The 19825-nt window shown below is 71.7% G+C and carries 21 protein-coding genes; 20 read left to right on the forward strand and 1 reads right to left on the reverse strand.

The annotated features are described in order from the left end of the window. Positions 1 to 4: 4 nt before the first annotated feature. The 8 genes from KF941_RS23940 (at position 5) to KF941_RS23975 (ending at position 7930) form a co-directional block, all read left to right on the forward strand. Entirely contained in the window at positions 5 to 1474 is a 1470-nt protein-coding gene (locus KF941_RS23940; RefSeq protein WP_214274768.1) for an aldehyde dehydrogenase family protein, read from the forward strand. Then, on the forward strand, positions 1471 to 2502 hold the full coding sequence (locus tag KF941_RS23945) for a proline racemase family protein (RefSeq protein WP_214274769.1): 1032 nt from the start codon (positions 1471 to 1473) through the stop codon (positions 2500 to 2502). The genes KF941_RS23940 and KF941_RS23945 overlap by 4 nt, the downstream gene beginning before the upstream one ends. After that, a complete protein-coding gene (locus KF941_RS23950) occupies positions 2499 to 3251 on the forward strand; it encodes an SDR family oxidoreductase (protein ID WP_214274770.1) in 753 nt (250 codons plus the stop codon). The genes KF941_RS23945 and KF941_RS23950 overlap by 4 nt, the downstream gene beginning before the upstream one ends. Before the next feature lie 4 nt (positions 3252 to 3255). Continuing rightward, entirely contained in the window at positions 3256 to 3996 is a 741-nt protein-coding gene (locus KF941_RS23955) for an SDR family NAD(P)-dependent oxidoreductase (RefSeq protein ID WP_140847378.1), read from the forward strand. Between the two features lie 187 nt (positions 3997 to 4183). Beyond that, complete coding sequence (locus tag KF941_RS23960; protein WP_214274771.1) at positions 4184 to 5089, forward strand: ABC transporter substrate-binding protein; 906 nt, start codon at positions 4184 to 4186, stop codon at positions 5087 to 5089. Positions 5090 to 5091: 2 nt separating this feature from the next. Next, the gene (locus KF941_RS23965) at positions 5092 to 6243 is read left to right on the forward strand and encodes an ABC transporter permease (RefSeq protein WP_214274772.1); all 1152 of its coding nucleotides are present in this window, start codon (positions 5092 to 5094) and stop codon (positions 6241 to 6243) included. After that, positions 6240 to 7184, forward strand: coding sequence for an ABC transporter ATP-binding protein (locus tag KF941_RS23970; protein WP_214274773.1), 945 nt, complete (start codon positions 6240 to 6242; stop codon positions 7182 to 7184). The genes KF941_RS23965 and KF941_RS23970 overlap by 4 nt, the downstream gene beginning before the upstream one ends. Then, a complete protein-coding gene (locus KF941_RS23975) occupies positions 7181 to 7930 on the forward strand; it encodes an ABC transporter permease (protein WP_214274774.1) in 750 nt (249 codons plus the stop codon). The genes KF941_RS23970 and KF941_RS23975 overlap by 4 nt, the downstream gene beginning before the upstream one ends. Here the strand turns inward: KF941_RS23975 and KF941_RS23980 are convergent. Continuing rightward, entirely contained in the window at positions 7914 to 8396 is a 483-nt protein-coding gene (locus tag KF941_RS23980) for a pyridoxamine 5'-phosphate oxidase family protein (RefSeq protein ID WP_072461338.1), read from the reverse strand. The genes KF941_RS23975 and KF941_RS23980 overlap by 17 nt on opposite strands. 496 nt (positions 8397 to 8892) lie before the next feature. Here KF941_RS23980 and KF941_RS23985 point away from each other — a divergent pair, with 496 nt between their 5' ends. The 12 genes from KF941_RS23985 to KF941_RS24040 all read left to right on the forward strand — a co-directional run bounded on the left by KF941_RS23985 (position 8893) and on the right by KF941_RS24040 (position 19812). Then, positions 8893 to 10800 (forward strand): phage tail sheath C-terminal domain-containing protein, encoded by a 1908-nt coding sequence (locus KF941_RS23985; protein ID WP_214274775.1) that lies wholly within the window; start codon positions 8893 to 8895, stop codon positions 10798 to 10800. A 29-nt stretch (positions 10801 to 10829) separates the two neighbouring features. Continuing rightward, positions 10830 to 11330 carry a phage tail protein gene (locus KF941_RS23990; RefSeq protein WP_036757981.1) on the forward strand — a complete coding sequence of 167 codons (501 nt, stop codon included), beginning with the start codon at positions 10830 to 10832 and terminating at the stop codon, positions 11328 to 11330. A gap of 73 nt (positions 11331 to 11403) precedes the next feature. Further along, positions 11404 to 12120: a hypothetical protein gene (locus KF941_RS23995; protein ID WP_214274776.1), complete on the forward strand. Its 717-nt coding sequence runs from the start codon at positions 11404 to 11406 to the stop codon at positions 12118 to 12120. Next, positions 12120 to 13145, forward strand: coding sequence for a hypothetical protein (locus KF941_RS24000; protein WP_214274777.1), 1026 nt, complete (start codon positions 12120 to 12122; stop codon positions 13143 to 13145). Before KF941_RS23995 ends, KF941_RS24000 begins: the two co-directional genes overlap by 1 nt. Before the next feature lies 1 nt (position 13146). After that, entirely contained in the window at positions 13147 to 14304 is a 1158-nt protein-coding gene (locus tag KF941_RS24005; protein ID WP_214274778.1) for a Pvc16 family protein, read from the forward strand. After that, positions 14301 to 16202, forward strand: coding sequence for an AAA family ATPase (locus KF941_RS24010; protein WP_214274779.1), 1902 nt, complete (start codon positions 14301 to 14303; stop codon positions 16200 to 16202). The genes KF941_RS24005 and KF941_RS24010 overlap by 4 nt, the downstream gene beginning before the upstream one ends. Next, positions 16199 to 16471, forward strand: a complete 273-nt coding sequence (locus tag KF941_RS24015) for a hypothetical protein (protein WP_072461278.1) — start codon at positions 16199 to 16201, stop codon at positions 16469 to 16471. The genes KF941_RS24010 and KF941_RS24015 overlap by 4 nt, the downstream gene beginning before the upstream one ends. Beyond that, positions 16468 to 17148 carry a hypothetical protein gene (locus KF941_RS24020; RefSeq protein ID WP_072461277.1) on the forward strand — a complete coding sequence of 227 codons (681 nt, stop codon included), beginning with the start codon at positions 16468 to 16470 and terminating at the stop codon, positions 17146 to 17148. Before KF941_RS24015 ends, KF941_RS24020 begins: the two co-directional genes overlap by 4 nt. Before the next feature lie 12 nt (positions 17149 to 17160). Then, the gene (locus KF941_RS24025) at positions 17161 to 17439 is read left to right on the forward strand and encodes a hypothetical protein (protein WP_036760184.1); all 279 of its coding nucleotides are present in this window, start codon (positions 17161 to 17163) and stop codon (positions 17437 to 17439) included. Positions 17440 to 17446: 7 nt separating this feature from the next. Beyond that, positions 17447 to 18592 carry a hypothetical protein gene (locus KF941_RS24030; RefSeq protein WP_214274780.1) on the forward strand — a complete coding sequence of 382 codons (1146 nt, stop codon included), beginning with the start codon at positions 17447 to 17449 and terminating at the stop codon, positions 18590 to 18592. Beyond that, the gene (locus tag KF941_RS24035) at positions 18589 to 19332 is read left to right on the forward strand and encodes a phage baseplate assembly protein V (protein ID WP_214274781.1); all 744 of its coding nucleotides are present in this window, start codon (positions 18589 to 18591) and stop codon (positions 19330 to 19332) included. Before KF941_RS24030 ends, KF941_RS24035 begins: the two co-directional genes overlap by 4 nt. A gap of 3 nt (positions 19333 to 19335) precedes the next feature. Then, positions 19336 to 19812 carry a hypothetical protein gene (locus KF941_RS24040; RefSeq protein WP_072461274.1) on the forward strand — a complete coding sequence of 159 codons (477 nt, stop codon included), beginning with the start codon at positions 19336 to 19338 and terminating at the stop codon, positions 19810 to 19812. The last annotated feature ends 13 nt before the right edge of the window (positions 19813 to 19825 follow it).

The raw sequence follows: 19825 nt of genomic DNA on the forward strand, positions 1-19825 counted from the left end.
CAAGATGCAGACCAGACTTTATATCAACGGCGAATGGGTGGCCCCGGCCGAGGGCGGGACGCTGCCGGTCATCGACCCGGCGACCGAGGAAGTGTTCCACCACATTCCCGCCGCCACCGCCCCCGATGCCGAGGCCGCCGTCGCCGCCGCGCGCGAGGCGTTCGACAACGGCCCCTGGCCGCGCATGACCGGCGCCGAGCGCGCGAAATACCTGCGCGCCATCGCCCAGGGCATCCGCGACCGGCTGCCGGAGCTGGCGCATATGGAGACGCGCGACAACGGCAAGCCGCTGCCCGAATCCGAATGGGATCTGTCGGACGCGGCCGGCTGCTTCGACTTCTACGCCGATCTCGCCGAGGAACTGGACGGCGAGGTCGAGGAGATCGCGCTGGCCGACGACCGTTTCACCGCAAGGGCGGTGCGCGAGCCGCTGGGCGTCGCGGTCGCCATCGTGCCCTGGAACTATCCGCTGCTCATGGCCTCGTGGAAGGTCGCGCCGGCACTGGCCGCGGGCTGCACCATGATCCTGAAGCCGGCCGAGACCACCTCGCTCACCGCGCTGGAACTGGGTGCCATCGCCGAGGCGGCCGGCCTGCCCAAGGGGGTGCTGAACATCCTGTCCGGCAAGGGCTCGGTCGTGGGCCAGGCGCTGGTCGAGCATCCGCAGGTCGACAAGGTGGCCTTCACCGGCTCGGGCCCGGTCGGCTCGCGGATCATGGCGACGGGCGCCCGCGACATCAAGCGCATCAGCCTGGAGCTGGGCGGCAAGTCGCCCTTTGTCGTCTTCGCCGACAGCGAGATCGAAAAGGCGGTCGAATGGATCATGTTCGGCATCTTCTGGAACCAGGGCCAGGTCTGCTCGGCCACCTCGCGCGTGCTGGTCGAGGCGCCGCTCTACCCGCGCCTGCTGGAGCGGCTGGTCGAGGAAGCGCAGAAGATCAGGATCGGCAACGGCCTGGACGAGGGCACGCTGCTTGGCCCGCTGGTCAACAAGAGCCAGTATGAGGACGTCCTGCGCCATATCGACCGCGCCGTCGAACAAGGCGCCACCGTCGCCTGTGGCGGCCGGCATGACGGCTTCGACAGGGGTTTCTGGGTCGCGCCCACCGTGCTGACCGACACGGCGCCGGACAGCGACGCCTGGGTCGAGGAGATCTTCGGTCCCGTCGTCTGCATCCGCCCCTTCGACACCGAGGACGAGGCGATCCGGCTGGCCAACGACTCGCGCTTCGGCCTGGCCGCCGCGGTGATGTCCGCCGACGAGACGCGCTGCGAGCGCGTCGCCCGCGCCTTCCGCGCCGGCATCGTCTGGATCAACTGCAGCCAGCCCACCTTCACCGAGGCGCCCTGGGGCGGCTACAAGCAATCCGGCATCGGCCGCGAACTGGGCCGCTGGGGCCTGGATAACTATCTGGAAACCAAGCAGATCACCAGCTTTGTCAGCAAGGAACCCTGGGGGTGGTATCTGAAATGAGCTTCGAGAAATCACTCGACATCCTGCTGGTGCATTGCCAGGGCGAAAGCGGCAACGTGCTGGTCGGCGGCGCGCCCGAGATTCCGGGCGCCACCATCCTCGACAAGATGAACCACCTCAATCATGTGGACCCTTCGCTGCGGCTGTTCCTGACGCGCGAGCCCCGCGCGCAGGTGGTCCATACCACCAACCTGCTGCTGGCGCCGACCCGGCCCGATGCCGATGCGGGCTTCATCGTGCTGCAACCGGATCGCGCGCACCCCATGTCGGGCTCGAACTGCATCTGCGTGGTGACGGCGCTGCTGGAAACCGGGCGGGTGAAGATGGTCGAGCCGGAAACCGTGGTCCGGCTCGACACCGCCGCCGGGCTGATCCTGGCCCGCGCGCGATGCGAGAACGGGCGCTGCCTGTCGGTCAGCCTCGACAACGTGCCGGCCTTCGTCCAGCAGCTCGACGCCCCGGTCTCGACCCCGCAATGGGGCACGATCCGAGCCGACATCGCCTTCGGCGGCGTCTTTTATGCCCAGATCGACGTGGACCAGGTCGGCCTGCGCATCGTCCCCGAGGCGGCCCGCGCCCTGGCCGAGGCCGGGACCGAGATCAAGGCGCTCTTGGCCGAGCAGGTCGCGGTCCAGCACCCCGAGATCCCCAGTCTGGACGAGATCGCCTATGTGATGTTCCGCGACTACCGGCCGGACGGCTCGGTCGTTACCTGCACCACGCTGAAGCCGGGCCGGGTGGACCGCTCGCCCTGCGGCACCGGCTCGTCGGCCAATCTGGCGGTGCTGCATGCGCGCGGGCTGGCCAGGACCGGCGACAGGCGGCTGTCGCGCAGCATCATCGGCGGCACCTTCACCGCCGAGATCCTGGGCGAGACCACCGTCGGCAACCGCCCCGCCATCCTGCCCCGCATCACCGGGCAGGGCTATGTCTTCGGCCGCCAGCAATTGCGGCTGGACCCGCAGGATCCCTTTGCCCAGGGCTTTGCCCTGTCGGACACCTGGGGCCCGCAGGTGGGTGAGCTATGACGCTTTCCGGGCAATGCATCCTCGTCACCGGCGCGACCGGCGCCATCGGCCGGGCGATCTGCCATGCGCTGGTCGCCGAAGGCGCGCGGGTCGTCATCCATTACGGCCGCAACCGCGACGCGGCCGAGGCGCTGCTGGCCGCGCTGGACGGGCGGGGCTGGTGCCTTCCGGCCGACCTGTCCGACCCCGCCGCGCCGCAGGCGCTTTGGGATCGGGTGGTGGCGGCGGCAGGCCGGCTGACTGGGCTGGTCAACAATGCCGGCATCCGTTCCGAGGTCGCGGTCGATGCGCCGATGGACGAATGGCAGCGGGTCTGGGCGCGCGAGATGCGGGTGAACTTCCTGTCGGCCGTGGACCTGTCGAAGCTGGCGATCCCGCACTTTCGCGACAATGGCGGCGGGCGCATCCTCAACATGGCCAGCCGCGCCGGCCAGCGCGGCTATGCCTCGAATGCCATGGCCTATGGCGCCTCCAAGGCCGCTTTGATCAACCTGACCAAATCCATCGCGCAAAGCCATGGCCACGAGGGCGTGACCGCGGTCGCGCTGGCGCCGGGTTGGGTGCGCACCGACATGGCCGAGGCCTATGTCGCCCGGCACGGCGAGGCAGCGGCGCTGGCCGGCATCCCCATCGGCCGGATGGCCGCGCCCGAGGAGATCGGCGAACTCGCAGCCTTTGCCTTCCGTCCCTCGCAGGCATCGCTGAACGGCGCGGTGCTGGATATAAACGGCGGCAGCTATCTGAGGTAAAACCATGCGCTTCAAGGACAAAACCGTCATCGTCACCGGCGCTGCGGGCGGCATCGGCTCGGCCATCGCGCGGCGCTTCGCCGCCGAGGGCGCCCGCGTCGTCATCACCGACGTGAACGCCGAAGGGGCCGAGGCGACCGCCGCCGCCATCCCCGGCAGCCGGGCCCTGGCCAGCGACATCTCGCAGCCCGAGGGTTGCCGGGCGATCATCGAAAACGTCATCGCCACCGAAGGCGCCATCGACGTGCTGTGCAACAATGCCGGCATCAACCGGCGCGGCAACCTGCTGGCGCTGACGCCCGAGGACTGGCGGCTGTCCTTCGCCATCAACGTCGATGCGATGTTCCACCTGTGCCAGGCCGCCCTGCCGCATATGATCGCGGCCGGCGGCGGCGCCATCGTCAACACCGCCTCGCAATGGGGGCTGCACCCGGCGCCGAACCACATCGCCTATAACGTGACCAAGGCGGCGGTGGCGAGCTTTACCCAGAACCTCGCCCGCGACTATGCGCCCCAGAAGATCCGCGTGAACGCCGTCTGCCCCGGCGAGATCCACACGCCCATGCTTGAGGCGGGGGTCAGGCGCGCGGGCCGCACCATCGCCGACCTGGACCGGCTGGTGCCCTTCGGCCGCATCGGCAAGCCCGAGGAAGTGGCCGCGCTGGTCGCCTTCCTGGCCTCGGACGAGGCGGCGTTCATGTGCGGCTCGCTGGTCGAGATCACCGGCGCGCAGGCCGTGGCCTGACGGCCGCCAGGGGCAAGGCCCCTTGCAGCAGGCGGGCGGCATTCGCGGCAAACCCGCAGCGCGCACGGAACTGGAACCAAGGCTTGCGGGTTTCCCGTCCTGGCAGCGGGGAAACCGAACAAGCCGACCGGGCCGATGCGGGCCGGCATCCATGCACCGGCTGCGCGCTCACTGCAAAGGAAACGACATGCTGAAACCTGTCTCGCTGGCAATCATCGCCCTTGCCGCCGGTCTTGGCACCGCCCATGCGCAAGTCGTCGTGTCGTCCAAGATCGACACCGAAGGCGGGGTGCTGGGCCAGATCATCCTGCAGCTGCTGGACCACGCCGGCATCCCGACCCGCGACCGCATCCAGCTGGGCGGCACCCCCATCCTGCGCGAGGCGATCCTGGCCGGCGAGATCGATATCTATCCCGAATATACCGGCAACGCCGCCTTCTTCTTCAATCGCGCCGACGAGCCGATCTGGCAGGATGCCGCCGCCGGCTACCAGGCGGCCAGGCAGCTGGACGAAGAAGCCAACGACATCGTCTGGCTGGCCCCCGCGCCCGCCAACAACACCTGGGGCGTCGCCCTGCGCTCGGAGGTGGCCGAGCAGGCGGGGGTCAGCACCTTCTCGCAATTCGGGGAATGGGTGTCGGGCGGCGGCGAGGTCAAGCTGGTCGCCTCGGCCGAATTCGTCAACTCGGCCCCGGCGCTGCCCGCCTTCCAGCGGGCCTATGGCTTTACGCTGGATCAGGACCAGCTGCTGGTGCTGTCGGGCGGCGATACCGCCGCCACGATCCAGGCGGCGGCGAACGGGACCAGCGGGGCCAATGCGGCCATGGTCTATGGCACGGACGGCGCCCTTGCCTTTTCCGGGCTGACAGTGCTCGAGGACGACAAGAACGTCCAGCCGGTCTACCAGCCCGCGCCCATCGTCCGCGCCGAGATCCTGGCCGAATATCCGCAGATCGCCGAGCTTCTGGAACCGGCCTTCGCCGGGCTGGAGCTGGAGGTTCTGCAAAGGCTGAACGGCCAGGTCCAGGTCGAGGGCCTGCCCGCCGCCGAGGTGGCGCAGGCCTACCTGACCGAGGCCGGGCTGCTCGACTGAGGATGCCCAGGCCGCGCATCGACCGGCTGTCGGCCGTCCTGGCGCTGCCGCTGCTAGCGGCGCCGGCGCTTTCGGCATTCGGCCTGCGGCCCAACCGGATCGCGCAGCCCCAGGCTCTTGGCTGGGCCGAGGCGTTCGGGGCGCCCACGGCCGCCGCGCTTGCCGCCGGCACCCTGCTGCTCGTGGTCGCGCTGCTGCTGCTGCGCCGGCCGGGACTGCGGATGCTGCTTCTGGCCGCGGCGCTGGCCGGGCTGATCCTTATGCTGGGACGGGGCGCTGCCATCCTGCTGGAACAGGCGGCCCCTGCGGCGCGGGTCTCGCCCGGCCTGGGCTTCTGGCTGGCCGCCGGGGTGCTGGTGCTGCTGCTGGTGGACGCCTTTGCGCGCATGCAGCCCGGCCCCGCGCCCCGCGCCGCGCTGCTGGCCGCCACCCTGGCGGCGGTGGCGGCGCTTCTGGGCTCGGGCGCGCTGGCCGATCTTTCGGTCGCGGCCGAGTTCCGGCTGCGCGCCGCCGCCTTCCACAAGGCCACGGCGGATCACCTGGTCCTGGCCTTCGGCTCGTTCCTGGCCGCGCTGGCCGTGGGCCTGCCGGCAGGGCTGGCCGTCCAGCGCCATAGGGCCCTGCGCGCCCCGGTGCTGAACCTGCTGACGCTGATCCAGACCATCCCCTCGATCGCGCTGTTCGGGATGCTGATCGTGCCGCTGGCCTGGATCGCCGCCCATGTCCCCGCCGCGGCCGAGGCCGGGATCAGGGGCATCGGCATGGCGCCGGCGCTGGTGGCGCTGTTTCTCTATTCCCTGCTGCCCATCGTCGCCAATACCGTGGCCGGGGTCGATGCCGTGCCGCCGGCGGTGGCCGAGGCCGCGGCCGGCATGGGCATGACCGGCGCCCAGCGGCTGCGGATGGTCGAGCTGCCGCTGGCCCTGCCCGTCATCCTTGCCGCCGCGCGGATCGTGCTGGTGCAGAATATCGGGCTGGCCACGGTGGGGGCGCTGATCGGCTCGGGCGGGTATGGAACCTTCATCTTCCAGGGCATCGGCCAGACCGCGACCGACCTGATCCTGCTGGGCGTGCTGCCGACGGTGGCGCTGGCCTTCCTGACCTCGGCGGTGCTGGACCTGGTGATCGCCTCCTTCAGGATGCAGCCGCCATGATCGAGATCGAGGCCCTGACCAAGACCTACGGCGGCAGGCCCGTCGTGGACGGCGTCACCGCCCGCTTTGCGCGCGGCACGCTGACCGCCATCGTCGGCAGCTCGGGCTCGGGCAAGACGACGCTGCTGCGTATGATCAACCGCCTGGTCGAGCCAAGCTCGGGCCGGGTCTTGATCGACGGCAAGGACGTCGCCCGCATCCCCGAGGTGTCGCTGCGCCAGGGCATCGGCTACGTCATCCAGGGCTACGGGCTGTTCCCGCACTGGACCGCGGCGCGCAATATCGGCGTCGTCCCCACCCTGCTGGGATGGCCCAGGTCGCGGATCAAGGCCCGCACCCAGGAATTGCTGCACATGCTGCAACTGGACCCGGCCGAGATCGGCCCCCGCTATCCGCATCAGCTGTCCGGCGGGCAGGCGCAGCGGATCGGCGTCGCACGCGCGCTGGCCGCCCGGCCCGAGGTGCTGCTGATGGACGAGCCCTTCGGCGCGCTGGACCCGCTGATCCGCCGGCAGGCGCAGCGCGACCTGACGCGGATCCGCCGCCAGCTGGGCACCACCGTCGTGCTGGTCACGCATGACATGAACGAGGCGCTGTATCTGGGCGACGCCATCGCCGTGATGCGCGACGGACGCTTCGAGCAGTTCGGCCCGCCCGAGGACATCGTCCGCGCCCCCGCCACCCCCTTCGTGGCCGACCTGGTGGGCGAGACGGGCCGCGCGCTGCGCCTGCTGGCGCTGAAGCCGGTCGGCACGCTCCTGCGCGCGGGCCAGGCCCAGGGCGATCCGGTCGATGCCGCCGCCTCGCTTTCGGACGCCCTGGCCGAGATGATCTGGACCGGCCGCGACCGGCTGCCGGTGGTGGACGGCCGGGGGCAAGGGCTGGGGATCGTCACGCGCGACGACATCCTGGCCGCGGGCCGACAGGCCCCGTCGGCATGATCGCGCTGCGCTGGATCGTTCTGGTCGGCATGACGGGCGCGCTGGTCCTGTTCCCCGCCCTGTTCGAGCCCGTCCTGCGCCCCTTTGCGCCCGCCGGCGGGCCGGTCATCTACGACCGCGCCACGCTGGCCGGGCTGACCGCATCGCATCTGATGCTGGTGATGCTGGCGATGGTGCCCTCGACCCTCATCGCGCTGGCGCTGGCCATCCTCGTCACCCGCCCCGCCGGGGCCGAGTTCCTGCCCACCGCCCGGATGCTCGCCAATATCGGCCAGACCTTCCCGCCGGTCGCCGTGCTGGCGCTGTCGGTGCCGCTCTTGGGCTTCGGCACCCGGCCGACGGTCCTGGCCCTGTTTCTCTATGGCCTGCTGCCGATCTTCGAGAACGCGCTGGCGGGGCTGCGGGGGGTGCCCGGCTCGGTCCTGCTGTCCGCCAGGGCGGTCGGCATGACCCCGCGCCAGATGCTGGTGCAGGTCGAGATGCCGCTGGCCCTGCCGCTGATCCTGGAGGGCATCCGCATCTCGGTCGTCATCGCGCTGTCCACGGCGACCATCGGCTCGACCGTGGCCGCGCGCAGCCTGGGCGAGGTGATCATCGCCGGGCTGACCTCGAACAACCCGGCCTTCGTCATCCAGGGCGGGGTGCTGACCGGCTGCATCGCCGTGCTGGTCTATGATGTCTTCGGCCTGCTGATCCTTGCGACAAGGCGGCCCGCGGCCACGGCAAGGATCAGAAGCCGAGGCTGAAATGCTCTCCCATGTCCGGCTTGTCGCCGGTGATCTTGGCCTTGGCCATCTGGTAGAGAAAGGACAGGCTGCCCCCCGTCACCCAGACCTCGGCATCGGCAAGGTCGAAGCGCAGAAGCTGGACATCCTCGTCCTGCTTGCCGTCCTCGAACCAGCTCGAAGCCACGGCGTTCCACAGCTCGTCAAGCTTGGCGCGGTCGTCGGACAGGGACAGCGCGCCGTGGATGCGGGCGAAGAGCCCCTTCCCCTCGTCGGCGACCACATGCACCGCATCCTTGCCGCCGGCGGCCAGGGACCGGGCCAGGTCGGTTCCCTTGGCGGTGATGAACCAAAGCCTGCCGGCCTCCGCGTCGGCATAATGCGACATGGGCACAAGCCGCGCGTCCTCGGTCAGGCCCAGCATGCCGGAGTTGATGCCCCCGAGCCGGCTCCAGAATTTCTCCACGTGATCGTCATGGTCGGTCATGCTCGCCTCCTGTTGATCCCGGACAACGAAGGGCATCGGGAAATGTTCCTGCCGGGATGCGCGCGCCCCTTCTGCGCGCACCGGCGGGATTGGCGGATCGCGATGGCGATCGGCCCCTCTTGCCCCTGCCAACCTCCCTGCCAAACCCACGCCGGGGCTTGACAGAATCGGGCCGTGAGCTATCGTAAATGTGATAATGGACGGGGAACGACACCCTCTGCCATTGGGGCCGTCATTCTGGGGCCCTTGCCCCGAAAACGACAGGATATGAAGTGCTTCGGCCGCTCCGGGACACCGGAAGACCGCCGATCACGCTTCCGCGCAAGCGCCGGCCGGAAGGACTGCTTTTCAGGCGCCCGACCCCTGGGTCGGAAAGCAAGGCCGGACAATCGAATTTCTCTGGGTCGGGAACGGCGCGGACAGGTGGAGAGACAGTCTCCGCTTCTGAATATTCTGTCCCCGGACCGCTGCCGACAAGCAGCAAGGATCATGCATCATGACTACGCCTCTCACGCCGGGGGTCTATGTTCGCGAGGCGCCCGGCGGCGCGCGCGCGATCGAGGCCGCGCCGACCGCCGTCACCATCCTTGTCGGCGAAACCGAACGCGGCCCGACCGGCCCGACGCCGATCTCGTCCGAGATCCAGTTCCAGCGCATCTTCGGCGGCTATTTCCGCAACGAAGGCGACGCGGGCACGGCGCGGCTGTTGCTGCCCTATGCGATCAAGGGCTTTTTCGAGAACGGCGGTCCCCGCGCCTATGTCCTGCGCCTGGCCGCCGGCATCGGCAATGCGCCGGCGACCGTGGCCAGCCTGCCCGTCGATGCCGAACGCGCGATCACCGTCAGCGATGCGGGCGGGGCGACGGCGCGGATCGTGCAGGCGCGCGCGCCCGCCGCGGATGAGCAGATCCAAGTCGTCATCGCCAATGCGGCCGACGGGGATGCGACGCATTTCAACCTGACGGTCCGCGTATCGACCAACAACGGCGCGAGTTTCGCCAACCGCGCGCCCAACCCGACGCTGACCAACCTGACGACCGCCGACGGCGACCCCAACAACGTCATCACCCGACTGGCCGCGGACCCCGACATCCGCTGGGCCGGCCCGGCCATCCGGCCCGTCAACATGCCCGCCGGCCCCGAGGGCATCCTGCTGGGCGCGGGCGGCACGACGGCCGGCTCGACCCTGCGGGCGCGGGGCGCGGGGGCCTGGGGCAACGCACTGCGCGTGGCCATCGCCGACAGCACCGATGCCGACCCCGCCCGCTTCAACCTCGTCGTCTTCTACCGCCCCGTCGGAGAGGCGAACTTTGCCGAGGTCGAGCGGTTCGAGGGCCTGTCCCCCGATCCGGCGGACGAGAAATACATGCTGGACCAGCTTGCCCGCTCGGCCTACCTGGCCTGGGCCGATGTCGAGCCGCCCATCGCCTTCCGCCCGCGCAACCAGGGGGCGCTGACCGGGGCCACGCCGGGCACGGCGCTGGCCGGGGGCACCGGCGGCAACGCCACCTTCCCCGCGGCCGGCTACGGCGCGGCGCTGACCGCGCTGGACGGGATCGACGATGCGGCGCTGATCGTCTGCGCCTCGGACGGGCTGCTGAGCGCGACGACCAATGCGCAGCATGCCGGCTTCGTCAACGCCGTGCTGGCCTATGTCGAGGCGCGCCCGCAGCGCGACCTGTTCCTGGTGGCCGATGCGCCACGCTCGACCGCGGCCGAGGATCCCGTGGGCAATGCGGTGGACCAGGCGCGCAACGGCATCACCGGCTCGGATTTCCGCGCGCTCTACTGGCCGCGGATCGTGGTCCCCGATCCCGCGGGCCTTGGCCGCGATCCGGTGCGGGCGATCCCGGCGGCCGGCCATGTCGCCGGGCTTTACGGGCGCACCGACGGGCGGCGCGGCGTCTGGAAGGTGGCGGCGGGGCTGGAAGCCGCACTGTCGGGCACGGTGGGCCTGGATTTCCAGGTGCTGGACCGCGACCAGGACCGCATGAACCCGCACGGGCTGAATGCGCTGCGCACGGTGCCGGGCGCGGGCCGCGTGGTCTGGGGCGCGCGCACCGGGCGGCCGACCACGGAATGGCGCTATATCAACGTCCGCCGCACCGCGATGTTCCTGCGCAGGTCGATCTTCAACGGCATCCAATGGGCCGTGTTCGAGGGCAATGACGAACGGCTCTGGGCCGCGCTGCGCGCCACCATCGGCGCCTTCATGGAGGCCCAGTTCCGCAACGGCGCCTTTGCCGGGGCGACCAGCCGCGAGGCATATTTCGTCAAATGCGACAGCGACACCACCACGCCGGACGACCAGGCGGCGGGGGTGGTCAATGTCCAGGTCGGCTTCGCGCCGCTGCGCCCGGCCGAATTCGTCATCGTAACACTCAGCCAGATGACCCGCCGCTAGGCGCGGGCTGATCGAAAAGGAGGCAGCCCATGCCGATGTTCAACGTGAACGCCCATCGCATCGACCCCTACAAGAACTTCCGCTTCCGGGTGACATGGGACGGGCGCGTCGTCGCCGCCCTGTCCAAGATGTCGGCGATCAAGAAGACGACCGAGGCGATCGAATGGCGCGTCGCCGCCGATGCCGGCATCGTGCGCAAGATGCCCGGCCGCACCAAGTTCGAGCCGGTGACATTCGAATCCGGCCTGACCCATGACCGGCAGTTCCTGGAATGGGCCAACCAGGTCAACAACCCGCAGGGCGAGGCGGCCAACAGCCTGGTCAACTATCGCAAATCCGTCCGGGTCGAGGTGCTGAACATGCAGGGCGCCCCGGTCATGGCCTTCAACCTGATGCGGGCCTGGGCCAGCGAATTCCAGGCCCTGCCGGAAATGGACGCCAACGCCAACGCCGTCGCCATCCAGACGCTGAAGGTCGAATACGAGAACTTCGTCCTCGACGAGGCCGTGACCGAGCCTGCCGAAACCTGACCGGCCACCGGATCACCGGATCACCGGATCACCGGATCACCGGAAGACTGGACCGCCGGGAAAGGAGCAAGCCGTGCGCGCTTTGACGGGACAGGATGAAATCGCCTTCCACGCCCCCGCGGGCGGGCCCCACGGGCGGCTGGCCGCGCTGGCCGCCGCGGTCGGGGGCCGCGGGATCGAGGCGCTGTCCGCCCTGACCCTGCCCGATTGGGAAGAGGCGCTGCTGGCCCTGCGCCGCGCCCTGATCGGCCCGCACATCGAATCCGAGACCGATTGCACCGGCTGCGGCGCCGGCAATGCGCTGGCCTTTTCCCTGGACGACCTGCCCCGCGAACCCGCGGCGCCGCTGCCGCTGGACGGCGTGCCGCTGAGGCTCCTGCGGCTTGGAGATCTCATCGCGCTGGAACGGCGGGGGCTTCGCGGAGAGGCGGCGCTGGCCGCGCTGCTTTCGCTGGCGGCGGGGATGGAGCCCGCCCAGGCCGAGGCGCGGCTGGCCGGTCCCGACCGCGAAACCGTCATCGCCGCGCTGGAAAGCGCGGTCGCCGGGCTGGGGCTGGAAATCGGCACCGCCTGCACGGATTGCGGCACGGCGCTGGTCCTGCCGCTGGATGTGGCCGAGTTCCTCGACACCGAGTTGCGCAGCCGCGCGGCAACGCTGCTGGACGAGATCCACCTGATCGCGATGAGCTATCACTGGTCCGAGACCGAGATCCTCGCCCTGCCCGCTTCGCGCCGGCAGGACTATCTGCGCCGCATCCTTGCCGCGCGGACGCTGGCGGAGGAGCCGTGATGCGCGCGCCCAGGCTGACATCGCTGGTCGGTCCCCTCGCCGGTGCGGGCGATCCCCAGCCCCGGCTGCGCCCCGCCACCGGGCCGCAACCGGCGCCCGAATCCGCGGGGATCCCTGTGATGGAGCAGGCCGCGCCCCTGCCCCCGGCAGCGCCCCCCTCGCCGCCGCGCGCGCCTGCGCCCCCGCCGCCCCAGCCCCGGCCGGCATCGCAGCCCAAGCCCGCCGCGCCGCGGCCCAGGACGGCAAAGGACAAGTCAGCAGCACCGCCGCCGCCCGACCGGAAGCCCGCGCCGCAAAGGGTCGCGACACCGGCAAGGCCGCCCCTGGCCACCGCCCGGCCCGAGCCTGCCCCGCGACCGCGACTGCGCAAGCCCGCAGCCAAGTCCCAGGCCGCGCCGCCCAAGGCCCAGCGGCCCGAGCCGGCCCCGCCGCCTGCGCCCCGGCCCGGCAACCCGCCGGCCCCCGTCACCGCGCGGGTGGTCCTGAAGGGCTTTCGCCACCTCGCCCCGCCAAGGACGCAGCAGCCGCAACCCGCCGCCCCGGCCCCGGCGAAAGCGCGAAGCCTGCCCACCGACCCCGAGCGCCTGGCCGCGACGGCCGAACGGCTGCAACTGCGCGCACCTGACCCGCCCGCACCGGCCCGGCCCGCGCCCCAGATCCTGGCGCGGAAACCGGCCCCGAAGCCTGCCGCGCCGCAGCCGGCAGCCGGCGTGGCGCCCCGCGCCGCCCCGGCCAAGCCCGCCGAGCCCCCGGCGCAACCGCGACCGCAGCCCGCGCCCTCCGCGCCCGAAAAGCTGCGCGCGACGCCTGCCGGCCCCGCCCTGCGCCCCGCGCGCCAGCCGCAGGCGCCGCTTCCCGCCGCACCGCCGCAGGCGGCCCCGCAGGTCCGCATCCGCATCGGCGCGCTGACCATCGTCACGCGCAACCCCGCCGAACGGCCCGCGGCCGCGCGCAAGACCCTGCTCGCCAAGCCGTCCCGGCGCGCGCCGCGCGGCCATTCCATCCCCCGCCCGGACGGAGGCTGAGATGGCGCGCTTCGTCAACCTGCACGATGCCGGCCGCGCCCTTGCCGCCCATCTGAAGGCGGGGATCGCGCCGCTGCTGCCCGACATCGCCGCCGGCCCGCCGATCGAGAACCCGACCGCGCAGGGCGAGGCGATCCGCGTATCGCTGCTGTGGGTGACGCCGCAGCCGACGCATCGCAACGACGAATGGTTCATCGGCGACGACGGCCAGCGCCGCCCGCCGCCGCTGTCGCTTTCGGCCTTCTTCGTCATCACCGCCTATGGCACCTCGCCCGCCGGCGAGCCGGTGCAGGCGATCAACCGGCTTGGCCAGGCGCTTCAGGCCATCGAGACCGATCCCGTCATCGAACTGCCGATCCCCGCCTCGGCCGACATCGACCCGGTGCAGGGCGAGGGGCGGATGACGGCGACCCTGGTCCCGGTCGCGGCGGACCTGATGGAAAAGATCTTCACGCCCCTGCAGATGCGCCACCGGCCCTGGGCGCTGGTCGAGCTGGGGCCGGTGCAGCTGGAACGGCTGAACCTGCCCTTGCCCGCCCCCGACATCGTCGCGCCGGGGGGCGTGCGGCTGGCCGGTCCGCGGCCGATCACCCGGCCCGCGATCATCGGCGCGCTGCCGAACCCGCTGGGCGCGGGCCGCCGCCTGCGCATCGAAACGGCCGAGGCGGCGAATGCGACCGAGCTGCACCTTGGCCCGCACAGCTTCGCCCTGGCCGACCCGCCGCTCGGCCCCGGCCAGATCGCCCGGCCCGACGCCCTGGGCCGCATCTTCGTCACCTGCCCGCCGGGGGCCGATCCGGGCACGCTGGACATCGTGCTGGTCGCGCCCGAGGGCGGATCGGAGCGGCACGCCCTGTCCGTCACCACCGGCCGGCCCGCGCTGGATGCCCCCGCGGCGGCGCTGGCGCCCGGCGCGGACCTGGTGCTGACCGGCAGCGACCTTGCCGGGGCCGCGCAGGTGTTTTTGTGGCCCGCGCGCGGCATCTTGTCGCCGCTCGAGGTGATCGAGCTTGCGCCCACGTCGGCGACGCCCGCGCAGGTGGTGGTGGCCCGCGCCGCGCTGGACGCGGCGGGGCTGCGCGCCATTCCCATGCTGGCGGCGCTGCGCATGGGCCCGAACCGCTTCACCCCCGCCGTTCCGGTCGAGGTGACGCCATGACCGCGATGGGGATCGGCGCGGCAGGCGGCAGGCCCGCGGACTGGATGCGCGAGGCGGCGCTGCTGGCCGTCGCCCATCACCTTCGCGATGCCGAGACGGGATACGACCCGCGCGCGGGCTGGCCCGACCATGCGGAGGACTGGCGGCCGCTGGCCCTGCGCGCCGCCGAGCTGCCGCTGTCGCCCGCCGCCTGGATCGAGGCGGCCGCCGTCGCGGCGGAACGCTTCCCGGACGCCGCCGCCGCCTTTTCCATCCTTGCCGACAATGCCGGCCTGCACCTGCCGACGCCCGCGGTCTTTGCCCGGATCGCGGTGGCCGGGCTGGGCCTCGACCATGACGCGGCGCTGGCCGCGGCGCTGGTCGCGCCCCAGGACAACCCCCGGCTGGAACTGGCCCAGCCGCCGGGCGCCTGCCTGCCCTCGGCGCAATGGGGCCTGCGCCTGACGCCCGAAGGGCTGGCCCGCAGCTTCCGCGGCCAGCCCCGCATGCAGGGCGATTTCGTCCCGGCCACCCACCGCCCGGTGATGCTGCGCCCTGCCCGCGCCGCGGCCCGCATCCTCGCCGCCGACGGCGTGCTGTGGCTGCGCAGCCCCTCGCGGCGCATGGCGCTGCAACTGGCCGCGGACCTTGCCGCATTGCTGCCGGCGCGGGGCTTCGATCTGGTCGCGCTGCGCCCCGGCGAGCCGCTGCCCCTGCCCGATGACGACGCCCCGCCGCTGGTCGTCGACCTGTTCGCGCTGGAGGCGCCGCCGCGCATCCCCCCGCGGCAAGGCGCGAGCGCGCTGGTCCTGCTGGCCCCCGACCGTTTCGACGCCGGGCGGCTGCGCGCCATCGATGCCCCGCCCTTTACCCCGGCCGAGGCGCGCGCGGCATGGGACGCCGCCGGCATCGACGCGGCCATCGCCGACAGGCTCGCCCCCCGCTTCCAGCTGACGCTGGCCGAGTTGCTCGCCGCGCGGCACGAGGCCGAGATCCTGGCCAGCCTTGCCGGGGATGCGCCCGGCGACCGGCCCGATCCTGCGGGCTTCGCGGCGGCGATCTGCGCGGCGGGCGCGCGCCGCATGGGCCCCTTCGTCACCAATATCCGCTCGGACGTGACGCTGGACGACCTAGTCGCCGGCAGCGAGATCCGCAGCCGCCTGGCCGATGCCATCGCCTGGCGCGAGGCGCAGCGGCGGGTCTGGACCGAGATGGGCGTGCCCGTGGACGCGGGGGAATCGCAGGGGCTGGCGCTGCTGTTTTCCGGCCCGCCGGGCGGCGGCAAGACCTTTGCCGCGCGCTGCCTTGCCAATGCGCTTGGGCTGAACCTCTATCGCACCGACCTGTCGCAGGTCGTCTCGAAATACATCGGCGAGACGGAAAAGAACCTCTCGCGCATCTTCGACGATGCCGAGGCCGGCCACGGCATCCTGTTCTTCGACGAGGCGGACGCGGTTTTCGGCAAGCGCTCCGAGGTCAAGGACGCCCATGACCGCTATGCCAATATCGAGGTGGGCTTCCTGCTGCAAAGGCTGGAAACCTTCGGCGGCATCGTCGTGCTGGCGACGAACCTGCGCGCGAACCTGGACCCCGCCTTTACCCGGCGGATGCAGTTCGTCATCGACTTTCCCATGCCGCAAAAGGCCGAGCGCGAACAGCTGTGGCGCCGCAACCTGCCGCGGCCCGACTGGTGCGAGGACGGGCTGGACATCGCCATGCTGGCCGAGCGGTTCCGCTTTGCCGGCGGCAATATCCGCAACGCCGCCGTCGCCGCGGCCCATCTGGCGGCCGCCGAAAATGTCCGGCTGGCCCCGCGCCACCTTGCCCGCGCCGTCCTGCGCGAGCTGGAGAAATCCGGGCTGCCAAGGGGGGCCGACGACCTGGGCCCCCTGGCCCGCTGGCTGGAGGAGGCGCAATGAACACCGCGGCGGACCTGGTCATCGACATCGGCGAAATCAGCGTCGAAAGCGCCTCGGCCCAGGACGCCGCCCGCCTGCGCGCGGTGATCGAACGCGCCCTGGCCCAGGCCGCGCGCAGCCTTGCCGGGCTGGCGGCGGGCGCCGGGGCCCTGGGCGACCTGCGGCTGGAGCTGGCCGAGGTCCGCGACCTGCTGGCCCCCGGCGCCGAGGCCGCGCTGGCCCGCAGGCTGGAGATCGCCATCCGCGCCGCATGGGAGGCCGCAAGATGAGCGACGCGATCAATTTCACCCAGGGCGCCTTCGCCGTCTACAATCCCGACGACACCGCCGTCATGGCCAGCTTCATCCCCTTCCGCTTCAACCCGGAATCGCTGACCCGCCAGCTGCAGCTGGAACAGGCGCAGGGGGCCGAGGGCGGGGCAGAGCCCGGCGCCCAGGGCTCGGGGGGCAGCAGCGGGGAACAGGGGGCCGACGCCTCGTCCGGCGCGCTCAAGGAAAGCTTCTCGGTGGTGCTGCGCTTCGACCTGGCCGACCGGGTCGAGGCGCATTCCTCGCTGCCGGTGGAATTCGGCGTGCTGCCGGAAATCTCGGCGCTCGAGGAACTGCTCTATCCCGTCGAAAGCGAGACCGAGGCGCCTTCCGACGGCAGCGAGCCGGTGCGCGCCCGCGGCCGCCGCCCGATCGTGCTGTTCATCTGGGGCGAAAGGCGCGTGGTGCCGGTCAAGATCACCGGCATGGCGATCGCCGAGACCTTCTTCAACGGCAAGCTCTATCCCGTCCGCGCCGAGATCGAGGTCGGGCTGGAGGTGCTGGGCGAGGCCGAGGCCCGCGACAACACCCGCGTCCAGTCCTCGCTGAACTTCACCGCCGCGAACCGCCGCAAGATGGCGCGGCTCTATCTCGATACGACCGCCGACCAGGGCACCAGCATCAACCTGCCGCAATAGGGGAAACCAGCGATGGCCGTCGACAAGAAAAGCCGTTACGCGAAATCCGGCCGGGTGGCCTGGGTGCGGGCGGACGGCTCGCAGGTCGAGCTGATCGGCCTGACCCCGCGCCCCGCCCGCGCGGCGATCTTTGCCGCCGTGGCCACCGACACCGACCGGCTGGATACGCTGGCGACCCGCTATTACCGCGATCCGCTGAAGCTGTGGCGCATCGCCGACGCCTCGCCCGCGCTCGATCCCTTCGACGCGGTGGTGCCGGGCACGCCCGTGCAGATCCCCCCGGACAAGTGAGGACGCCATGGCCACGCCGCGCTTTTCCATCGAGATCGACGGAACCCGGCTTCCGGGGGCGCTGCTTGGCCGGGTCAGCGCGCTGGAACTGACCGAGGCGGACGACCAGCCCGCGCGCCTGGCGTTGCGGATCGGGTTGCGGCAGGGGGCGGACGGCACCTATGACGTGCTGGACGACGGCCCCTTCGAGCCGGGCGCCGAGATCCGCCTGACCCTGGCCGCGCCTGGCGGGGCGGACCAGGTGATGTTTGCCGGCTACCTGTCGCATCTGCGCCCGCATTTCGAGGAACCCGAGGCCAATTCCTGGCTGGAGGTTCTGGCCGCCGACGCCGCCATGCTGATGGCCGCGGAGGAACGCGTGGCCAGCTATCCCGACGCCGGCGATTCCGATGCCGCGCGCGAGATCGCCGGCCGCTACGGGCTGCAGGTCGAGGCGCAGGACACCGACGCCAAGCTGGCCGCCGACGACATGCTGCTGATCCAGCGCGCCGACGACTGGTCGTTCCTGCGCCATCTGGCGGCGCGCAACGGCTTCGTCACCTATCTGGAACCCGATCCCGCCTCGGGCCAGCCGACCTGCCATTTCCATCCGCGCGACCTGGGGGGCCAGCCGCAGGCCGACCTGACCATCCTGCGCGAGAATGCCAACCTGGACTGGATCGACTTCGCCGCCAGCCTGGAGCGCCCGGAAAAGCGCCTGGCCCACGGCATCGACGCGGTGGCCAAGCGCATGGTCCGGGCCGACGGCGAGGCGCAGGACGAGCTGCTGGGGCAGGCGCTTTTCGCCGCCGAGGCCGCCGAAGGGCTGGCCCGCGCCGGGGCGACCGGCTCGGTCCGTTTCCTGCGCGGCGCGCTGCCCCGCGACGCGGCGATGGGCGCCCATGCGCGGGGGCGCGGGGTCCGGGACCACCTGGCGATCGAGGCAAGGGGCCAGCTCGACCCCGCGCGCTATCGCGGCCTGCTGCGGGCGCATCGCACCGCGCTGATCAAGGGCGTCGGCAACCGGCTCAGCGGCACCTGGTATATCCGCGAGGTCACGACCGAGATGGCCGAGGGCATGCTGGTCCAGCGCTTCTCGGCGCTGTCGAACGCCCTGGGACGGCGCGGCGGCGAAGGTTTCGGGCAATCGGCGGAAGAGGAGCCCCCGGCATGAGCGGCAACGGACCAAGGGCGGATTTCGGGCGGATGCTGGCGACGGACGGGTTGTCCTCGGACCTGCTGCGCGCGCTGGCCGCGCTGGTGGGCGAGGCCGGGCGGCCGGCCTTCTACGGCAAATATGCCGGCATCGTCACCGACCGCGACGACCCCAAGAAGATCGCCCGCATCCGCGCCCGCGTCCCCGAAGTCCTGGGCGAGGACCAGGAAACCGGCTGGGCGCTGCCCTGCCTGCCCTGGGGCGGCGGCCACAACCGCGGCTTCTTCGCCCTGCCCGAGGTCGGCGACACCGTCTGGATCGAGTTCGAGGCCGGCGACCCGATGCGCCCGATCTGGGCCGGCACCTTCTGGGGCGCGCCGGAAAGCAGCGGCGGGCAGGACGACCTGGGAACCGACACCGGCACCGAGGCGCCCGAGGGGCCCGACGGCCCCGCCGCCCCCGGCCTGGTCATCCTGCGCACCAGGGCCGGCCATGTCGTCAGCCTGGACGACGACGGCGAGGTCGTCGTCATCGCCGAGGCCTCGGGCGCCGAGCTGCGCATCTCGGGGCAGGGAGAGATCACCATCACCGCCGACACGATCAAGCTGGGGGCCAATGCCTCGGAATCGCTGATCCTCGGCGACGCCTTCATGCAGCTTTTCAACAGCCATACCCATCCGACCGGCGTCGGCCCCTCGGGGCCGCCCGCCCAGCCGATGGGCTCCAGCCATCTCAGCCAGGTTTCGAAGACGGAATAGACCATGCCGCTTGTCCCCGCCGCCCTTTCGCAATCGCTTCAGTCGCAATGGTTGCCGCGCGACGAGAACGGCGATTTCAAGGACGACGCCTCGGCCTCGGCGCAGGCCCTGGCGGGGGCCGTCGCCGACTGGTTCGGCATGGCGATGGCGGCGGGCATTCCCTGCGCGACGGCGGCGGCGCGCAAGGGCCAGTTGCAGGCGCAGCTGGTGCCCGTGCTGCAAGCCGGCTCGGCTGGGGCGGCGGGACAGGGGATCGCGCTGTCCTTCATGGCCTATGTCGCCGGCCAGTCCTTTGGCCCCGGCGTGGCCGCGCCGCCCGTCGCGACCGCGGCGGCTGGGGCGGCGATCACCGCGGCCCTGTCCGACACCGGCGCCGCGCAATCCTCGCGCGCCGACCGGATCGCGGCGGCGCTGCATGCCCAGGCCCTGTCCGCGATCGTGACCTTTCCGCCGCCCATGCCCCCCGCGCCCGTCACCTGAAAGGAAAGACAGG

This window comes from Paracoccus sp. pheM1, assembly GCF_018499825.1.
In the GTDB taxonomy this organism is placed as follows: domain Bacteria; phylum Pseudomonadota; class Alphaproteobacteria; order Rhodobacterales; family Rhodobacteraceae; genus Paracoccus; species Paracoccus versutus.